At 63.8% G+C, this 19,188-nt stretch carries 15 protein-coding genes and 3 pseudogenes; 1 reads left to right on the top strand and 17 read right to left on the bottom strand.

What is annotated here, in order from left to right:
* Positions 1 to 26 precede the first annotated feature (26 nt).
* The 10 genes and pseudogenes from AC15MQ_RS20935 to AC15MQ_RS20890 form a co-directional block, all read right to left on the bottom strand.
* Positions 27 to 1,382, bottom strand: a complete 1,356-nt coding sequence (locus AC15MQ_RS20935; protein ID WP_287654549.1) for a phenylacetate--CoA ligase family protein — start codon at positions 1,380 to 1,382, stop codon at positions 27 to 29.
* On the bottom strand, positions 1,375 to 2,610 hold the full coding sequence (locus AC15MQ_RS20930) for a glycosyltransferase (protein ID WP_287654550.1): 1,236 nt from the start codon (positions 2,608 to 2,610) through the stop codon (positions 1,375 to 1,377). The genes AC15MQ_RS20935 and AC15MQ_RS20930 overlap by 8 nt, the downstream gene beginning before the upstream one ends.
* A 1-nt stretch (position 2,611) precedes the next feature.
* Positions 2,612 to 3,823: a TIGR04063 family PEP-CTERM/XrtA system glycosyltransferase gene (locus AC15MQ_RS20925; RefSeq protein ID WP_483081349.1), complete on the bottom strand. Its 1,212-nt coding sequence runs from the start codon at positions 3,821 to 3,823 to the stop codon at positions 2,612 to 2,614.
* A gap of 154 nt (positions 3,824 to 3,977) precedes the next feature.
* On the bottom strand, positions 3,978 to 5,177 hold the full coding sequence (locus AC15MQ_RS20920; protein WP_287654551.1) for a TIGR03087 family PEP-CTERM/XrtA system glycosyltransferase: 1,200 nt from the start codon (positions 5,175 to 5,177) through the stop codon (positions 3,978 to 3,980).
* 16 nt (positions 5,178 to 5,193) lie between these two features.
* A complete protein-coding gene (locus tag AC15MQ_RS20915; protein ID WP_287654552.1) occupies positions 5,194 to 7,128 on the bottom strand; it encodes an XrtA/PEP-CTERM system amidotransferase in 1,935 nt (644 codons plus the stop codon).
* 39 nt (positions 7,129 to 7,167) lie between these two features.
* Positions 7,168 to 8,357: pseudogene (locus tag AC15MQ_RS20910) on the bottom strand (TIGR03088 family PEP-CTERM/XrtA system glycosyltransferase).
* A complete protein-coding gene (xrtA, locus tag AC15MQ_RS20905; RefSeq protein WP_483081221.1) occupies positions 8,354 to 9,490 on the bottom strand; it encodes an exosortase A in 1,137 nt (378 codons plus the stop codon). The pseudogene AC15MQ_RS20910 and the gene xrtA overlap by 4 nt, the downstream one beginning before the upstream one ends.
* A complete protein-coding gene (locus tag AC15MQ_RS20900) occupies positions 9,477 to 9,707 on the bottom strand; it encodes an archaeosortase/exosortase family protein (RefSeq protein WP_483081220.1) in 231 nt (76 codons plus the stop codon). The genes xrtA and AC15MQ_RS20900 overlap by 14 nt, the downstream gene beginning before the upstream one ends.
* A 22-nt stretch (positions 9,708 to 9,729) precedes the next feature.
* Positions 9,730 to 9,792 (bottom strand): annotated as a pseudogene (locus tag AC15MQ_RS20895) (hypothetical protein); the annotation flags it as partial.
* Between the two features lie 206 nt (positions 9,793 to 9,998).
* Positions 9,999 to 10,925 (bottom strand): annotated as a pseudogene (locus AC15MQ_RS20890) (FemAB family XrtA/PEP-CTERM system-associated protein).
* On the opposite strand from AC15MQ_RS20890, the gene AC15MQ_RS20885 reads away from it, so the two are divergent.
* Positions 10,905 to 11,096, top strand: coding sequence for a hypothetical protein (locus AC15MQ_RS20885; RefSeq protein WP_483081358.1), 192 nt, complete (start codon positions 10,905 to 10,907; stop codon positions 11,094 to 11,096). The pseudogene AC15MQ_RS20890 and the gene AC15MQ_RS20885 sit on opposite strands and share 21 nt — an antisense overlap.
* On the opposite strand, the gene AC15MQ_RS20880 is transcribed toward AC15MQ_RS20885, so the two are convergent.
* From AC15MQ_RS20880 to AC15MQ_RS20850, 7 genes are all read right to left on the bottom strand, one after another.
* Positions 11,090 to 11,956 (bottom strand): XrtA system polysaccharide deacetylase, encoded by an 867-nt coding sequence (locus AC15MQ_RS20880; protein ID WP_287654557.1) that lies wholly within the window; start codon positions 11,954 to 11,956, stop codon positions 11,090 to 11,092. The genes AC15MQ_RS20885 and AC15MQ_RS20880 overlap by 7 nt on opposite strands.
* 15 nt (positions 11,957 to 11,971) lie before the next feature.
* Complete coding sequence (wecB, locus tag AC15MQ_RS20875) at positions 11,972 to 13,072, bottom strand: non-hydrolyzing UDP-N-acetylglucosamine 2-epimerase (RefSeq protein ID WP_483081348.1); 1,101 nt, start codon at positions 13,070 to 13,072, stop codon at positions 11,972 to 11,974.
* 81 nt (positions 13,073 to 13,153) lie between these two features.
* Complete coding sequence (locus tag AC15MQ_RS20870; protein WP_287654559.1) at positions 13,154 to 14,248, bottom strand: XrtA/PEP-CTERM system-associated ATPase; 1,095 nt, start codon at positions 14,246 to 14,248, stop codon at positions 13,154 to 13,156.
* Positions 14,249 to 14,257: 9 nt separating this feature from the next.
* The gene (locus AC15MQ_RS20865) at positions 14,258 to 15,853 is read right to left on the bottom strand and encodes a TIGR03016 family PEP-CTERM system-associated outer membrane protein (RefSeq protein WP_483081219.1); all 1,596 of its coding nucleotides are present in this window, start codon (positions 15,851 to 15,853) and stop codon (positions 14,258 to 14,260) included.
* Entirely contained in the window at positions 15,846 to 16,802 is a 957-nt protein-coding gene (locus tag AC15MQ_RS20860; protein ID WP_287654561.1) for an XrtA-associated tyrosine autokinase, read from the bottom strand. The genes AC15MQ_RS20865 and AC15MQ_RS20860 overlap by 8 nt, the downstream gene beginning before the upstream one ends.
* A gap of 9 nt (positions 16,803 to 16,811) precedes the next feature.
* Positions 16,812 to 18,371 (bottom strand): XrtA system polysaccharide chain length determinant, encoded by a 1,560-nt coding sequence (locus tag AC15MQ_RS20855; protein ID WP_287654562.1) that lies wholly within the window; start codon positions 18,369 to 18,371, stop codon positions 16,812 to 16,814.
* A 96-nt stretch (positions 18,372 to 18,467) separates the two neighbouring features.
* The gene (locus tag AC15MQ_RS20850) at positions 18,468 to 19,097 is read right to left on the bottom strand and encodes an XrtA/PEP-CTERM system exopolysaccharide export protein (protein ID WP_483081218.1); all 630 of its coding nucleotides are present in this window, start codon (positions 19,095 to 19,097) and stop codon (positions 18,468 to 18,470) included.
* Positions 19,098 to 19,188 lie beyond the last annotated feature (91 nt).

Below are 19,188 nucleotides of genomic sequence, written 5' to 3'. Positions count from 1 at the left end.
GGCCGCCCGGGACGCATGTACTCAAGTCAACCTCCCACGACCAGGCTTTGCACGTAGCGGTACTTGCCGGATTTTTCCCTGGGGATGTCGGCAACGCGCAGCACCTGCACGTCGACCTCCTGTCCGAGCCGGGCCTTGATGCCGCTGGCGATCAGGGTCTCGACCTGCGGACCACAGTTCTCGCCCGGCACGATCTGAACCACGACACGCAGCAGTGTCTCTTGCACCACCTTGAAGGCTTCAATGCCGGGGATGTCCCGGATCGGGTAGACGACGGCCAGACCGTGCATGATCGTGCCGTCGGCGGCGACCACGAAATCGGTCGTACGGCCCTGTATTTCTTCCAGCAGCGGCAGCCCACGACCGCAGGCACAGACCCGGTCGGAGAGTACCGCCACGTCACCGGTGCGGTAGCGCACGAAGGGGAACTCACCGGTGGCCAGGTGGGTGACGACCACCTCGCCCGCGGCGCCACGCGGCAGGACCTGGCCGTCGCGATCGACGATTTCGACGATGAGGTCTTCGGCCGTGATGTGCATCCCGCCCTGCGGGCACTGGTGGGCGATGAAACCGGCGTCGCGGCCCCCGTAGCCATTGGCTACCGGACAGCCGAAGACGCGGGCAATGTCGTCGCGCTGGTGCTCGTAGAGGCGCTCGGAGGTCACGAAAGCGACTCGGATGCCCAGATCATTCATCGCCTGGCCACGCTTCTCGGCGTGCCGGGCAATCAGCGAGATTGACGAGGGATAGCCGAAGAGCATCGCCGGGCGGGTGCGCCGAATGGTGTCCACGAAACCGTCGAGCTTGCTCTCGCTCATCTCGAACGCCGGCAGCAGTTGGGTACGCAACAGCCGATCGCGGAACTGGCGGATACGGTCCTGGGCCGTGAGTTCGATCGGACTCCCCCAGACGACGATTTCCGGATCACCGATATCGACGCCCCACCAGCGGGTGGCGCGCCACTTGGCGGCCACATCGTGACTGATCCGCTCCTTGCCGATGAGAAAAATCAGCGGCTCCCCGGAAGACCCGCCGGTATTGAAGCGCGCCAGAGCCCCGGCACGCTCGGACCTGAGCTGTTCCAGGTTTTGGCGAATGATCGGTTTGGTCAGAAATGGCAGCCGCTGCAGGTCGTCGATGCTGTGAATGTCGACGGCATCGCACCCGAGTTTGGCGAAAAGATCCCGGTAGTACGGCACATCGCGTTGGGACTTGACCAGCAGGGCGCGCAGGCGCTCCCGCTGCAGCGCCGCCAGCCGTTCGGTCGACCACCATTGAGAAGCCTCCATGCGCTGTCTGACGGCCACCGTGTGGTGGTGCTTGAGACGCTCGTGGAGAGGAAAGAGCAGCCCGGAAACGAGCTTGGTATACAGGCTAGCCATTCGGTCGCGCCTCCGACGGCCCGCGTACGAGGCCTTGAAAGTGTCCGCAAAGTCGCTCCACCCGCTCGCCCCATGAATTCTCTTCGGCATAGCGGCGGATGGCTGCGCGATCCCAGTTCCGTCCCAGTGCGGCGGCCAGCGCCCCGGCCAGGAGTTGTGCATCGCCGAAAGGCACGACGACGCCCAGGCTGGCATCGCGCACCACCTCCCGGTTGCCGCCGACATCGGTAGTGACCACCGGCAGACCGCAGGCCATCGCTTCGAGGAAGACGTTGGCCCAGCCTTCGTTGCTGGTGGCGAGGACAAACACATCGGCAGCCGAGAGGATGTCGGCCAGCGCGTCCGGCGAACGCGGACCGAGGAAGTGCACGCAGTCCTGCAAGCCCAGTCCGGCGACCTGGGTTTCCAGTTCGGCGCGGTTGTCGCCCTCGGCGCTCGGACCACCGACGACGAGATACACCAGGCCGGGAAAGTCCCGGCGTAGTTGCGGAAGAATTTCGATGACCCGGTGAAAACCCTTGCGGGAAACCAGGCCGCCGACCGATATCAGGACCGGAGCGCTCGGCGAAAGGCCCAGGCTGGCGCGGGCGGTGACCCGGTCGCGTGGCGAGAAACGCACCGTGTCGACGCCGTTGCCCACCACCTCGATCTTCGCCGGCGCCGCGCCGCGGGCGACGACCAGCTTCTTCAACGACTCGGAGACCGAGAACACCCTGGTCGCGCGCTGCAGGGCCTTGAGCAGCAGCGGCGCCAGGCGGGCGTCTTCGAGATGACGGGTCTCGGTCCCGCGCAGGGTGATGGTCACCGGCACCTGCAGCCAGTTGCCGAGCAGGCTGGCTGCATAGCCGTCCGGGTAGGCAAAATGGGCATCGATGATGTCCAGTCGCCCTTCCCGCTGCAAGCGGCGCAGGGTCGCGTAGGCGCCGATGGCCATCAGCCAGCCGTCGAGCCCCTTGAGCACACCGGGAATCGACAGGAAGCGCGGAAACCAGACGTCGACGCCGGACTGTTTCTCGTAGCGCGGCGCGCCCGGCCGGAAATGCGGCTTGAAGCGGCGCAGCAGACCCTGCAAAGGGAACCACGGGCTGGGGGCCACCACGCTGAGTGGCAGCCGCTGGCCGACGCGAAACATGCGTTCGCGGATGAACAACCCGGCCCCGGGCTGGAGTTGGCTGGGGAAGAGGCTGGACAGCACGACGATGTGTGCCGGGTAACGAGGGGCCTGCATGTCAGAAGCGGGACGGGACCAGGCGGGCAAACGGTGCCTGGTAGTTGGCAACGCTTTGCCGCCAGTTTCGCTCCTGCTCGACAAAGCGCCGGCCGGCAGCCCGCAGTTCCGGCCAACGGTCGCTTTGCGCCAGCAGTTGCAGGACTGCGCCGGCCAGGGCGGCCGCATCGCCGGCCTTGAACAGCATGCCGGTCTCGGCATGGCGGATCAACTCCCGATGACCACCGACATCCGAAGCCACCAGCAGGCGCCCCTGCGCCATCGCTTCGAGCGGTTTGAGGGGAGTCACCAGTTCGGTCAGGCGCATCGAATGGCGAGGATACGCCAGGACATCGACAAGATCGTAGTAGCGCGGGACTTCGGCATGCGCAACGCGGCCGCTGAACACCACCTTGTCGGCCAGGCCGAGAGCTGCCGCCTGTTCCTTGAGGGCGCCCTCCTGGGGACCGCCGCCAACGAGCAGCAAGCGTACTTCCGGGCGCTGCACGAGAATCTGCGGCAACGCTTCGATCAGCAGGTCGAGCCCTTCATAGGCATAGAAGGAACCGATGAAGCCGATCACCGTGGCGCCAGCCAGTCCCAGTCGCTCCTTCAGCCCGGCATCGGCGGCGCCACCGACGGCAAAGGAATCGATATCGACCGCATTGGGAATCACCGTCACCTTCGCTGCCGGGAGACCGCGCGCCACGATATCCGAGCGCAGACCTTCGCAGATGGTGAACACATGGTCCGCGCGCTTGAGAGCGTGCGTTTCCAGGCGGCGGGTGAGGCGGTAGCGAAGGCTGCCCTCGCTGGTTGTGCCGTGGTCTACCGCCGCGTCTTCCCAGAAGGCACGCACTTCGTAGACCACCGGCAGACCGAGACGCTTGCCGACGCGCAATGCCGGCACGGCATTGAGGACCGGCGAGTGGGCGTGCAGGATGTCCGGCTTGACCAGATCCACCACTTCCAGCAGGCGCTTCTCGACCTGACGCATCAACGCCATTTCGCCGAGTCCGGGCAGCGACACGGCGGTCGACGCTGGCGCGGGGGTACGGTAGAAGTGCCAGCCGTCCACGGATTCTTCGGTCAGATCGCAAGCGACATGCTTCGGCGTCGTGAGGTGGAACGTCTGCCAGCCCAGCTTGTGCTGCTCGCGCAGGATCGACAGGGTGCGGAAGGTATACCCGCTGTGCAGTGGAATGGAGTGATCGAGAATGTGCAGAATGCGCAGGCTCACCGGCCACCCTCCCTGCGCCTGCCCGCGGGTGCGCCACCCAGGCAGGTCTTGAAGACCCTCGCCGAACACCGACTAAACGTCATGCTGCTGCCCCTGTATCTGGAGAAGCCGATCATACACAGCGCGGCTGTCGGGCACCGGCAGTATTTCACGTTGCCCCGCCAAGGTGGCGGTCGATCACCGAGAGGTGGGCGTCCCAACTGTAGCGCGCCAGAACCTGCTGGCGTGCGGCAATGCCGATGGCGGCAGAACGTGCCGGCTCGCGCAACAGGGCTTCGATCTGGCTGACGTACTCCGGCACGGTTCCTGCGGTCAGGAAATCGCGCTCGGGGACCGCGTCGATTGCCGTCGAACACTCACTGGAGGCGACGACCGGCAAGCCCATGGCCATCGCTTCCAGGACCTTGTTCTGGACGCCACGTGCCAGCCGCAGGGGCGCAACGACGACCGCCGCATGCTGCAGGTAAGGACGAACGTCCGGGACGGTGCCGCTGACCACCACGTGCTCCCCGGCCAGCGCCTGCACCGCCGCTGTCGGACTGCGTCCGACAATGTAGAAGCGCAGATCCGGCCAGTTCTGACGCAGCCTGGGCAAGATGTCGGCGGCGAACCAACTCACCGCGTCGATGTTCGGCCAGTAGTCCATGGCGCCGGTAAACACCACCGCCGTTTCGTCGACGCGGAAAGGTGAGGACAGCTCCTTTCGGGGTGAGAAGAAGTCGGCGTCCACTCCGTTGCACATGGCCTCGACTTTACCGGCGGACTCCGGCGCCAGACCCCGAAACAGGTCGGCCTCGCCCTGGGTGACAAAGAACGATCGTTCGGCCCGGATCGCGACCGCACGTTCGAAAGCCAGCAGGCGCCTGCCCTCGCGCCGGTACAACCAGGACATCGGCCAGCGGTGGTTGGCGGCATACTGGCCCCATTTCAGGGAATCGACGTCGACAAAGTCGACCAACTGACGTAGCCGCGGTGCGCGCTCGACGAAGCTCGCCATGACCGAGGAAAAAATCAGGGCGGCGTCGATCTGCTGTTCGCGCAGCGTGCGATCGACCCAGTCCTGCAGCCCGGCATTGCGATAGTAGGGCAGCGTCAGCGGTTCGTTGCTGAGCAGGCCCCGGAGACTCAGCAGGCGCGCCAGATGCGGTTTGAGCCGGACCAGATGCAGGTCGACGCAGTACTCGCGTACCGCCTCGACATAGGCCTCGTCCTGCGGATCGTCGATGAACGTGCCGAGGAATACCCGGTGCCTGGCCGCCAGGTGCTTGAGCAGGTGATACGAGCGAACCTTGTCGCCCTTGTTCGGCGGGTAGGGAAGGCGATGTACCAGGTAGAGAAGATTGCTCATCTGCGGCCACCCAGGGTCATTGCGCCGCTATGCCGGCGACCGCCGCCTGATCGGTCGGCGCATCGACGACGTTGCGCAGAAAGGCCTCGAACATCAGCAGCGTCCACAGCGCGGCGCTGTAGTCGCTGATGCCCGACTGGTGGGCATCGACGACGTGCCGCAGGTAATCCTCGTTGAACCAGCCGGTCGCCGCCAGGCGCGGGCCGAGCACCGCGTCGCGGACGCGCTCGCGCAGTGGGCCTCGGAACCAGCGCGCCAGGGGCACCGAGAATCCCATCTTCGGTCGATAGAGGATGTCCTGAGGCAGGCGCGGCTCCATCGCTTTCTTGAGCAGGAACTTGCCTTCCTGGCCACGGACCTTGAACGCGGATGGCAGCGTCGCCATCCATTCGAGCAACTCGTGGTCCATCAAGGGTTCGCGCACCTCCAGCGAGTGCGCCATGCTGGCACGGTCGACCTTGGTGTTGATGTCGCCGACCAGGTAGGTCTTGAGGTCGAGGTACTGGATCAGGGCCAGCGGATCGTCGGTTTCCGACCGTCCGGCATGGTAGCGAAAGACGTCCTCGGCGCTGTAGCCGTCGATTTCTCGCCGGAAGCGATCGGTAAAAAGTTGTTTGCGCATCGGACCACGCAGGATCGATACGGAATGGAAATAGGCTTCGACCGAGGTGCGCGCCATGCCTTCAAACGTCGTTTTGGCGCGAAACATGCGCGGAGCCCAGTCCGCTTTCGGATAGCAGCGACCGAGCAGACCAAACAGCGGCCGACGCACGCTATGCGGCACGGCCGCGCGCAGGCGTTCTTCCATCAGGTGCAGGCGGTAGCGACGATAGCCGCCAAAGGTTTCATCGCCACCGTCACCCGACAGGGCAACCGTGACGTGCCGGCGCGCCAGTTGACAGACGCGGTAGGTGGGAATCGCCGAACTGTCGGCATAGGGCTCGTCGTACAGACTGGCCAGCGTGTCGACCAGATCAAAGTCGTCGCTGGCGACCAGGTCACAGTGATGGCGGGTGCGGTAACGGTCGGCAACCTTCTGGGCAAACTGCGCTTCGTTGAACGCAGGATCGTCAAAGGCAATCGAGCAGGTATTCACCGGATCGTTCGAGAGACCGGCCATCAACGCGACGACCGCGCTGGAATCTACCCCTCCCGAGAGGAAGGCCCCCAGCGGCACCTCGGCGATCATGCGCAGGCGGATCGACTCGCGCAGTTTCTCGTCGAGTTGCTCACAGGCCTCGTCTACCGAACACGCGGCATCGAGGGTAAAGCGCAGGTCCCAGTATTCCTTCGGCGCCGCCGCCGGCTGCCCACGCCGCAGGGTCAGGGTATGCGCAGGGGGCAGCTTGCGCGCCTGACGAAAGATGGTTCTCGGCTCGGCGACGTAACCAAGCGCAAAGTACTCCTCGACCGCCAGCGGGTCGATCTCGCGCGCGAGGCCGCCATGTGCCAGCAGCGATTTGAGTTCCGAGCCGAACAGGAAGGTGCCATCGGGCAACAGGGCATAGTAGAGCGGCTTGACCGCCAGCCGGTCGCGCGCGAGAAAGAGCGTCTCGCGGTTGCGGTCCCAGAGCGCAAAAGCGAACATGCCGCGAAAACGACGGACGCAGTCCTCGCCCCAGGCTTCCCAGGCATGGACGATGACCTCGGTGTCGCTGCGCGTATGAAAGACATGCCCGAGCGCCAGCAACTCCGGAATGAGTTCCTGATAGTTGTAGATTTCCCCGTTGAACACCACGCAAACGCTCTGATCCTCGTTGTAGAGCGGCTGCTGGCCGGTCGACAGGTCGATGATCGAGAGCCGCCGATGGCCGAGGCCGAGGCCCGGTTCGACGTGCAGCCCGCCCTCATCCGGGCCACGATGATGCTGCGACTCGTTCATCCGTGTCAGCACGGCGCGATCGATGTCGCGCCGGCCACGAGTATCAAAGATTCCGGTAATGCCGCACATAGTCTTGCTTCGCTTCCCTTCCTGGGTTGCCGCGTTCGCCTACGGATGGATCAAGGTGCTGCGCCTTGCCCTGCCGGCTGCCGAACCCAACAACTGATCGTAGAGTCCCTGGTAGTGCTGCGTCATCGCTTCCAGGCTGAACCGCTGCTCGACCACGGCCCGTCCCGCACACCCGGCAGCGCGCGCACGCTTGGGGTCCAGCGCATAGCCGGCGATCTCCCTGGCCATCGCCTCGGCGTCGGCCGCCGCCACGAGTTGGCCCGTACGACCCTGGCCAATCAACTCGCCATTGCCACCGACGGCGGTCGCAATCACCGGCAGGCCGCTGGCCATCGCCTCGAGGACGGTGTTCGATACCCCCTCGGCCAGCGATGGCAGCACGAAACAGTCCAGACCACGCAGGATCTCGGGAACGTCGTCACGTTGCCCCGGCAACCACGCCCGGTCGGCCAGTCCGGCTTGTTCGAGCATCGCCTGCGCCTGTGCCCGCAACGGTCCATCGCCGATGATCACCAGCCGCAGGTCGACGCTGCAGCACAGGGAATAGCTCAAGAGCCCTGATGAAGGCCTTGACCAGAGTCGTCTGATCCTTGACCCCCTGCATGCGTCCGACGGTACCCACCAGCCAGCAACGCGGATCCGAGAACGGACAGCCAACAATCGGCTGACGAGTCCCGGCCGGATGAAAGCGCTGCGCATCGACACCGTTGTAAATCTGTGACACCCGGGCTGGATTCACTGCCCACCCGGCAGGTGAGATAATCTTCGAGATCGCGCGACAGCGCTATGTATCTCGTCACGAATGGGCGATAAAAACGCCGCAGCCATTGGTACTTTCGGCTGGAACCATCGAGATCGCCGATATCGCGGCCATGTTCGCCGTGGATGCGCACCGGAACACCCGCCGCCCAGGCCGGCATGGCCACCTCCAGTGCCGCCAGATTGCGACTGTGCACGATCGCCGGCCGCAACTGCCGAAAAAGGCTGAACAGGCGGGGGTAAATCCGGATCGCGTGTCCGGGTGGTTTCTCCAGGGCGACGAAGCTGACATCGTCACGCACGATGCGGCGTCGGAAATCCGTAATTTCGGTCAGGGAAATCACCGCGTGGCGATAGGCGTCGGCCGGCATGTGATTGATCAGGTTGACGACGCCATTCTCCAGACCGCCGACGTCGAAACGAAAAACCACATGCGCGACCAGTGGGCGCGCGTCGTGCGCCAGGATCATCGAGTGGCCAGCGTTTGCTGCAGTGCGCTGCTCACGGCCGGCCCGGCGGCGCGTGCAAAGTCGGCGAGCACGGCGTCGCCCTCACCGGCCTGGCCTTGCGGCGCGTAGAGAACGATCACTGCCGAGTCATCGCCCTTGCCGGTCAACCGCGACAGCGCCGTATAGGCCTTGACCAGTGCATCGCTGGAGGTCCAATGCCCATTCACCCAGTACCACTGCCAGACCACCAGACGGATGCCGCCGGGCCCGCGCAACTGCGTCGTGCTCACCTGGATCGGCTGCTGGTTGAAGGAGATTTCGCGTGTGCCCCCGGCGACCTTGGCCCAGACCGGGTCATCGTTGGTCACCAGAACATTCATCGAACTGACCATCTTGTGCTGCTGGTCCTGGTTGCGGTAATAGGCGAGAAACAGCCCGGCCAGGTGACCACCGTTTTCAAAGCTTGCCTGCGTGCTCGCCGCGTAGTCTCCGAAGCGCGGCCGCCAGTCGTTCAACGCGGACGGCGTGGGCTGCCAGCCGTCGATTGCTTCCAGCGACGCCATCCGGCTCAAAGACCCGCCCGTGGCGTGTGCCAATTGCCGTTCCGCGAATGGCCACAGGGACGCCACCAGCACACTGGCGACCGCAGCGACCCACACCGAGGCGGCTCCAGCCGTCACGGCGGCCGTCGGCAATACCCGGGACGGCTGCGGCCGCGGCTGCGGCGGATCGTCCTCGCGCCAGCGCGCGCCAATCCAGAACATGGCCATGATCACGATACCGAAGAACACCCAGCCGTAGATCAGGTGGTCGACGCCGACGGCCAGCTTGTTGCCCGACAGGTGACCCAGCATCACGATCATGTAGGCACGCCCCCAGTTGGCGACGATCGGTACGAGGATCGAGATGGCGACAAAAGTCAGGCGTCGCGCCAGCGAGTGATACGTCAGGTAGGCGAACAGCGTGCCCACCGTGACCGAAGCGATCAGATAGCGAACGCCGCTGCAGGCCTCGACCACCGACCAGCTCCCGGTGGGAATGATCAGGTGCTGCCCTTCGCTGTACACCGGGATGCCGGTCAGGCGCAAACCGAGCACGGTGAAGTGCGCCGTCCACTCCATCAGCTTCGGCTGCGTGAAATCACCAAAGGGCACGGCGAAGAAGCAGGAAACACAGCGGAAAGGCAAGGCAGCGCGCGACCCGCCAGCCCAGCACCGCCGGCACGATGAAAATCAGCATGAAGATCAGCGCAAACTGCGACAGCGCATTGACCGCCGCCACCTCGCCGACCAGCCAGGCGAAACCCGCGCCGGCCAACAGCACGAGCGCCCAGTAGCTGTGGCGTGGGTGCCAGTAACGCCAGGCTGGCACGCTTCCGCCAGATCAGCCACAGCGTCAGCGGCGGCACGATGAGTCCATGCGCGTAGGTATCGGAGCGGACCCAGATACTCGCCATCGCCATCGCCGTCTCGCGAAAGAGCACCAGGACGAGCAGGAAGGCCAGAGCCAGGGCAGGCAAGGCGACTCGCCAGGCGGCAGCGCTGGCAGGGGAACTCGGAATCGGCACGGCTTGGTTCATGGAGTGGCTTTCTGCAAATTGCTGGCTTCGGAAGTCATCAGTTCCGCGTGATCACCGCCAAGGGAAACGAGCTTGCAGGCTGCTCAACCGAGGTTGCGCACAATGAACGGCCCGAGCCAGTTGGCCAGGCCGATCGGCATTCGCCGCCAGGTGTCGATCAGCAGACGGTACTTGGCATTGGACGGGTTGTTCTGCGGAATGGCATCACGGCGATAAAGGCAATACTCGTAGAACAGCGGCTGCGGCTCGAAGCCCCAGTTCTTCTTGAAGGCATACGAGCCGGTGCCCTGCTTGCTGCGACCGTAGTCGAAGACCCGCAGCCCACGCTCGCAGGAGCGGCGCATCAACTCCCAGTACTTGAAATCGTTGGCCGCGAGTTCGCGCGCCGACAACGTCGTCGCCGGCGTAATACGGCAGGACCTCGTCACGAAAGTAGAAGCTCATGACACGCTGCTCAGGGAACGCCCGGCGCCGTCCACCACCGTCAGCACCTCGCAATCGCTGCCGAACACCCGTTGCAGGGCGTCGAAATAACGCCGCGGCAATGCCGGTGTCCCGTGCCGATGGACGTTGTCGGCGTAGAGCGCGAAGAACCGGCCCGGATCGCCGATCGATCTCGCTGCGTCAAGCCATGCTTGATGCCCTTGCGCACCATCGCCCGCTGCTTGCGCGGGATGGCCAGCATGTTGGCTTCGACTTCCGGGGCAATCTCCTTGCGGAAACGCACGTAGAGATCCTGCAGCGGCCATTCGGGGTGGCGTTGCTGCGTGTTCCGCAGTTCCAGATGGGCAACGCCGAGGCGCCTGGCGATGACTTGCGCCTCCTGTTCCAGAGCCGCGGCCGCCGCCGGGCTGCTGGCAGCCACCCCGCCATAAACGGCAAAGGGAAGCGACACCAGCGTGTTCCCGAAGAGCAGGCTCTTGACTTGCGCCAGCGGCAGGACACCCTCGATCGACACCCGCACGCTCGGCATAGAGAAAATGCGTACGATGCCCGAAGACCTCACGCATGATGCGCTGCCACCCGGACTTGTGGAAAAAGGTGGCTTCCTGGCAGGTTTCAACGAACGCGTCCCAGCGATCGACGGCCCCCGGGTCGTCGGGATCCAGGCGGCGGACGCTGACCGGCACGGTCGCTACGGCAGCAAGCCTGGCCACTTCCTCGCGGCTGCTGTTCATTGACCGACCCCTGCGGCAGGGCAACCGCCGCCGAGAAACACTTCATCGACCCGCCCCCAGCGGAAGTCGGCGAGCAAGCGCCTGATCCGGCCTTCGGTATGCTGCAGGTTGACATAGTGGCGGAAACGCGTCCGGGCATTGATCCCGGCAACCCGCGGTTGCCCGGCGTCGATCTCCCAGGGATGGAAGTAGAAGATTGCCGCCTGCTGATCGCGGGTATTGACCTTTTGCAGCAGCCAGCGCGACAGCGCATAGGGCAACAGGCGAAAGTAGCCACCACCGCTGGCCGGCCAGTTGCGGTTGAAGAAACGCGCCGTGGTCACCGGCAGTTCGAGCAATCCGGGACGCACCTGGTGAGAAAAGCGTGGCGCATCCGGCATGCCGTAGTGGTCATGGCGAATGGGATAGATGCTCGAACTGTAGCGATAACCGGCACGTTCGAGACAGTCGAAGGCCCACAGATTGCCTTCACCGATCGAGAAGCTTGGCGCCCGGTAGCCGATCACCTGGTGACCCGAAATATCTTCCAGCAGCTTCTTGGCCGTACTCACGTCGGTGGAAAACTCCGTGGCATTCAGGTCACTGGCACGCTGATGGCCGTAGCCGTGGCTAGCCAGCTCGTGCCCTCCATCGACAATCCGACGCACCAGATGCGGGTAGCGTTCGGCGATCCAGCCGAGCGTGAAGAACGTCGCACGCGTGTGCATTTCTTCGAGCATCAGCAGAATACGCTCGACGTTCCGCTCGACCCGGCACTCGCAGGTGTCCCATCGATCGCGCGCGATGTACGGAGCGAACGCCGAAACCTGGAAGTAGTCTTCGACGTCGATCGTCAGGGCGTTGGTCAGCGGCTGGCCGGGCATTTTCGGAAACTCGTTCTAGCTGCCGCGCCGCGCGTGGCGCGCGAGCAACCACTGCGAGAGATCGGCGGCGATCCGCTCCGCCGCCCGCCCATCCCACAACTCGGGAACGCGCCCGGTCTTGCCGGTACCGGACAGGATCTCGGCGACGCCCTTGCGGATCGCCTGTGGGTCGCAGCCGACCAGGGTATTGGTGCCTTGCTCGACGGTAATCGGACGTTCGGTATTCTCGCGAATGGTCAGGCAGGGCACGCCCAATGCCGTGGTTTCTTCCTGCAGGCCGCCGGAATCGGAAAGCACCAGTTTCGCACCGGCGAGCAATCCGAGCATTTCCAGATAACCCTGCGGCGGCAGCAGGACGATGCGCGGACTGGCCAGGAGTTCACCAAGTCCGAAGCGATCGATGTTGGCGCGCGTGCGGGGATGCAGGGCAAAGACCAGCGGCAGTTGCTCGGAAACCTCGCGCAACACGCTCAGCAAGGGCGCCAGTTGCTCGGCCCGGTCGACATTCGACGGGCGGTGCAGCGTCACCACGCCATAACCCCGCGGATCGTCGAGAACCGCCGGATCGACACCGGCCATCTGCAGCGTCTTCGTCGGGGAATGGGCGAACTCGCGATTCGACAGCAGGGAATCGATCATCACGTTGCCGACAAAACACACGCGTTCCTCGGCGATCCCTTCGCGCGCCAGGTTGGCTTGGGCGCTGCGCTCGGTGGTATACAGGCGGTCGGCGATCTGGTCGGTGAGGACGCGGTTGATCTCCTCCGGCATCGCCCGGTCGTAGCTGCGCAGGCCGGCTTCGACATGCACCACCGGCACTTCCTTCTTGGCGCTGACCAGCGTACAGGCCAGCGTCGAATTCACGTCGCCGACGACCAGCACGCAGGACGGCCGCTGTGCATCGACTACCGGCTCGAAACGCCGCATCACTTCCGCGGTCTGCACCGCGTGCGTTGCCGAACCCACCTCGAGATTGATGTCCGGATGCGGCAGACGCAAGTCCACGAACAGGCGATCGTTCATGTCCCGGTCGTAGTGCTGCCCAGTATGCACGAGCAGCGTCGGCAATGCCGGATGGTGGGCGCTGAACGCGCGCAGAATCGGTGCCATTTTCATGAAATTGGGGCGCGCACCGACGACACAGATCACCGGACCCAGATCAGCAGGCCATGATTCATTTAACAAGACGACTTCCTTTCACTGTTTAACCCTTACCGCATCCACCAGTTGCTGCAGCAGCGACAGGACCGCCGCATTGGTGCGCTCGAGGCGAACCATGCTGCGCTCCATACGGATCATGCGCTGCTCCGCCTGACCATTCTTGAGATCCGCAATGACGCGCGCGGCCTGACCCGCCGTACTGGCGTCCAACTCCAGCCGCGACAGGTCGATGTCGAGGATGCCGCTCTCCGTCAGTTGCGGGTTGGCGACCGCCGAGCCCGCGTCGACCATCTCGCCGGCGGACGGCGATGGGGCCGACTGGGTCTCGTCTCGGATCTCCTTGGCCACGTCCTCGACATCGGCACGCGTGAATTCGCTCTTGCCGCTGAGAAAGCCAGCCAGGAGGAGTCGATCGCAATGCGAATTGATGCGCCGGGGAACGCCCCCGCTGGCCTCGAAAAGCGCTTCGAAGGCCCCCGCGTCGAAGCGCGGCGAGCCTTTCGATCCGGCACACCGGAGCCGGTGCTCGATATACGCCTGCGTTTCGTCCTGATCCATCGGGCCAATATGGCACGCGGCGATCACGCGCTGGCGCAATTGCTGCATCTGCGCGCTTTGCATGATCTTCCGGAACTCGGGCTGACCGATCAGGAAGCTTTGCAGCAAGGCTTGCGTGCCAAACTGGAAGTTCGACAGCATGCGCAGTTCTTCGACCGCGCGCGGCGTCAGGTTCTGTGCCTCGTCGACAATCAGCAGGCAACGCCGGCCCTGACGGGTGACGTCGACGAGGTAAGCCTCAAGGGCGAGCAGCAACTCCGACTTGCCCATATTCCTGGCGCCGACGCCGAAAGCGGCGGCGACCATGCGCAGGATGTCCTCGGCGTCAAGCTGCGTGCTGACCAGTTGGGCGGCCACCACTTTCGCCGAATCGAGATCGTTGAGCAGGCCGCGCACGATGGTGGTCTTGCCGGCACCGACCTCGCCGGTAACGACGATGAAGCCTTCGTTCTGATTCAGACCATACTCAAGGTAAGCCATCGCCCGCCGGTGCTGCTTGCTGGCGAAATAGAACGAAGGATCCGGGTTCAGTTGAAAGGGCTTGCTGGTCAAGCCATAGAAGGACTCGTACATGATGCCCGATCAGAAGCTGTGCGAGAGGGCACCGGTCAGCGCGCTCTCCGTATAGCTGCTCGCACCGTCGGCAATCACCCGTCGCGCGCCGATGTTGGCCTGCGTTTTCGGTGAGATGCGGGTAGACCACAGCAGGTAGGCCCCTTGGGTCTTGCTGTCCGGCACGTTTTCCAGGTAACTGATGCTGCGCTGCTGGGTCAGCGACAGCGAAAGCGTCGACAGGCCGGTCAACTGATGCCCCCAGATGAGGCCAACACCGCGCTGCAGGGTCCGGTTGCTCAAGGAGTAATCATTGGTCACCCCGTTGGCCAGGCCCAGAGGCTGTTGTTCGCTCTCGGTCATGTTCAGGGTCACGGTGTTGCGGGCGCCGAGCAAGGCGAAGGAAAGCTGTTGCAGCGTCTGCAGGTTCGGGCGATCGTTCAGGTAACCATTGACCACCGTGCCGTCAGCCGGCAGCCCGCGGGCCTGCAGCACCTGCGTCACCTGCTCGCGGACCGCGTCCGGCGCCATCCCGGGGTTACTGGCGGCGATGATCGCATAGAAGGCGTCGAAGTTGCTGCCTTGCCCGGTATACCCGACGCCCGCCGGCTGGAAGGAAACGTTCCGGCTGGCCCGATAGGTCACCATCGAGAGCGGCATCCGGTGGCTGAAACTGACGTCGTAGCCATCACCGAAGAAACGCCGGTTCTGGGTGGCCGACAGTTCCGTACGCGGGCCTGGCGTCCACACGAAACCATAACCTGAAGTGTTGTGCGTCTCCTGCTGCAGACTCACGTAATTGTTCGACTCCTGCCCACCGATGAGCGACACGCGCCATTGCGGATTGATCCGGTAAGTCAGGGTCAGCCCATAACGCGTGGCCTCGTAGTCCTGGCCGCGCGAGTAGTCGCTGCGCACGTTGCTCGCATCCAGCGCCCAGGAAAGCGGCCCCCAGCCGGTGAGACCATTGACCCTGCCCACCCACTCGCTGGAGTTGAGGTCAGGCGCCAGACCGGATTGCGAGGAGGTCGTCGTTCCCTTGTAGCGCAGGAAATACTCGGTGGAGGTCAGGAACCTGCCCTTGATATAGGGAGAAATCGAGTAGCTCGACGTTTCCGTCTGGTTACGGTTGACGTTGGCATTACTCGGCGAAATCGCGCCAAAGGCAGAAAGATACTGTTGCGAGATGCTTCCCGTCGCATCGATGTACAACCAGTCATCGATGGCTTCCAGCGTCCCGATTGCCGTCAGCGCATTCTGATGGCCATTCGACGAGGACTCCCGGGCATAGATCTGTTCGGTAAAGGCGTAACTCAGGCGCAGACTGGCACGCCCTCCCTTGCCGTCGATCGAGATCCCGGGGGTGATGCCGGTAACCAGATCGCTGGTCCGGTTGGTGGAGTTGAGATAGAGATTGTTGGTCAGCGTCTCGTTGACGGCAAGGGTCGGCGTGATCCGCCAATTCTCGGCATGCGCCGCCGGAATGGCGCCGCAAATCAGCGCAACACCCAGCCAGGATGCGGGAGCCTGGTAGCGCCGGCCGTCCCGGACAGCGGCTGGATCAACAGCATAACGCCTGCTCCGCGGCCCGGCGAAAAGGGCATGTCCGGTCGTCCCTTCAAGCATCTTCGGCAACCTTGCCACCATAGCCGTAACCATAGCCATAGCCGTAACCATAGCCGTAACCATCCTGCGTGCTGGTGCGCGCCTGGTTGAGCAGCACCAGTTTCACCGGGCAGGAGTCGATCGCGGCGAGAGCGTGCTTGACGTCACTACGAACGGTGCTTTCAGCCTTCACGACGACGACGACCTGCCCCATGTGGCTGGCCAGTACCCTCGCCTCGGTGGTCATCAACAGCGGCGGCGAATCGAAGATGATGATCCGGTCGGGATAACGGTTGGCCATCTCGTCGAGCAACTTGACCATGGCCTCACTGGCCAGCAGTTCGGTCGCGCGCGCATGCTGCGTACCACTCGGAAGAATGCTCAACTTGTCGACGCTGGTCCTCATCATCACCTGCGACAGCGCCACCGACTCGTCGGTGAGCACATCGAGGAGGCCGCGCGACGGCGGCAGGCCGAGCATCTTGAGCACCGATGGCTTCGGCACGTCGGCATCGACCAGCATCACCGTGTTGTCCAGTTCCATGGCGATGCTCATCGCCAGGTTGATCGCGGTGAAGCTCTTGCCCTCACCGGAAACCGCGCTGGTCACCATGATCAGGTTGCCGCGCTTGATCGGCGTAGCCCCTTTGCCCATGGCGTTGGCGATCAGTGGCCGCTTGATGACCCGATACTGATCGGCAAGCTGCGATCGGGGCGCATCCGGACTGATCAGGCCGGCCGCCGAAAGCGCATTGAGATCGATCTCGATGTGACGGGACACCGCAACGGCGGCCGGCGCAGCCGCGCCTGCTGGCGCTTGTCGCTTGATGATCGGCACCGGCGTCGACGGCACTGGCGAATCGGCATTTGCGGACGCCGGCGCTTCGGTGTCGGCAGCCGAACCGGTGACCTCGACACCCGCCTTGCGCAACTGTTCCAGACGCTTCGCCGCTTGTTCAATGAGGCTCATGGGTGTTCCTCAGGCAGTACGGACGGAAATAAGAAACAAGGCGAGAAGCCCCGCGCCATAGGCCGCAATCAGTGATCCACAGGCAGCAGCAAAGCGCAGCAAATCCTTTCTGTCGCGACGCTGGCTTTCCTCGTCGACGAGCATGGACACGGTCCCCAGCAGCGGTAGGCCGCAGGCTTCCCGCAGGGAGCGCGAATCGAAAAACACCGGTCGGAGCTGACTGGCGGCAAAGGTGGCAGCCACCCCGGCAACCAGCGCCAGGAGCAAGGTCAGCGGCAGGAACAGGGTGCGATTGGGGGCTACCGGCTTGGGTGAAGCGCGCGGCGGATCGATCAGACGAAAATCGACGCCGGCGGTGTTGTCCATCTCGCTCCCGAGGCTGGCCGATTCACGCCGCTGCACCAGTTGTTCGTAGTTCTTGCGGTTGATCTCGTAGTCGCGATTCAGCTGCGTAAACTCCGCCTCGATCTGGGGCACCAGACTGATCGCCGATTTCAGCCGATCGTAGCGCGCCTGATACTCGCCAACACGTGTCTGCAGCGCCGCGACTCGCGCCTCCATTTCGGAGAGGGTCACCTTCAGTTGCTGGTAAACCGGATTGGCGTTGACCGAAACGCTGGGATTGGTGACGGCCGTCTTGCGGCGGGCGACGATCTCCTGCTGCTTCTGCTCTTCGAGATCCTTGATCAGGCGCCGCGTGCTCACGACGTCAGGGTGCTTGTCGGTGAAACGCTGCAACATCGCGTCGAGATTGCGCTTGAGGGCGTCTATCCGACTGTCGATCTCCGGCACCGCCACGCCGGCAATCGGCTCCTGACTTGAATCCGGCAGCACGGTCGGCTCCTCGCCCTGGATCTGGCGCCTGAGCGCGTCACGCGAATTCTGGGCCTCGCGCAGTTCGAGCCGGCTCTGCTCAAGAAGCGCGCCGGTGGCACTCATCTGCGCAAAATGGTCCTTGCCCTCGGAATTCTGGTTGGCCAGATTGCGCAGCTTGAATTCCTTCAGTCGCGCCTCGGCCTCCTCGAGTTTCTTCTCGTAGCCGGCGATCTCCTTGTCGAGAAACTTGCGTGCCGCTTCGGTATCCTTGCGGGAGTCGCCGAGATTCGATTCGACAAAGATCGAAACCAGCGATTGCACCACGCGCTTGGCGTGCTCGGGCTGCGTATCGCGGTAGGTGATGGTGTAGATATTGTCGCGCGAAGTATTGTTGATCTTCAGCGACGACATCAGTGTTTCCACCAGCGCCTCCCGGTCCACCTTCGACTGGATGTTCAGATCAAGGTCCGCCATCCGGATCAGCTTCTCGACGTTCGGCCGGTTGATCAAGGTGCGGCTGAGCAGCATGACCTGCTGATCGACGTTCGGCTGTGTGACCAGACCGGACATCAGCGGCCGGAGAATCGACTGGGTATCGACAAAGATGCGCGCCGACGCTTCGTACTTGTCGGGAATGGCCAGGACGGCCGCCACGCTTGCCGCGCCCACGACCCAGGCGACGACGACCCCCAGCCAGCGACGCTTCCACATCCCGCGCAGGACCGTTAACGCCTGTCGAATCAGTTCATCCATCGCATTCAGACTTTATCAGTATCGTTTCAGGGTTATTCCCGACGTTCAGCGACGCAAGGAAAAGCACGCAGGGCATTGCCAGGCGAACCGGCTGAATTAGAACCAGCTCTGCGGAATGATCAGCACGTCGCCGGGTTTCATGTCCACATTTGCCGACACGTCACCCCGCCGGATGAGATCACGCAAGCGAACGCTGTACTGTTGCTTGTTGCCTTCAACCGTGCGCACGATCGACGCCCCGTTGCCATCGGCGAAATCCGTCAGGCCACCAACGGCAATCATCACATCCAGCAGCGTCGTGTTCTGCTTGTACGGCAGCGCCTGCGGCTTCGACGCTTCGCCGACGACACGGATCTGCTCGCTCTGGGTGCCGATGAAACCGGTGACGATCACCGTCACGACCGGATCCCGGATGAAGGTTCCCAGGGCCTTCTCCATGTCTCGCCCCAAGGCGGTGGGCGTCTTGCCCATCGCCGGCATGTCCTCGATCAGCGGACCGGCAATCATCCCGTCCGGACGTACGGGGACGGTCATCGAAAGCTCCGGGTTACGCCAGACGATAATGTTGACCTGGTCGCCAGGCCCGATGATATAGCGATAGTCAGCGGAGGCTGCCGAAGCGGGTGCCGGTGGATACGAAGCACAGCCCGTCACCAGGGCTCCGAGCACCGCGAGCAAAACCCAACGAAATGCGACGCCACTCACATCATGCAGGCGTGTAACCATAATGCTCTCCTTTTTAGTCGCCAGCTTGGAAAACGGCTTGCGGCAAGTCTCAAAGCCCCGGCGCCGACGGATACCGATATGCGCGCCACAG

The sequence above is a fragment of the Candidatus Accumulibacter propinquus genome, assembly GCF_056856495.1.
This window is presented reverse-complemented; position numbering and strand designations above follow the sequence as displayed.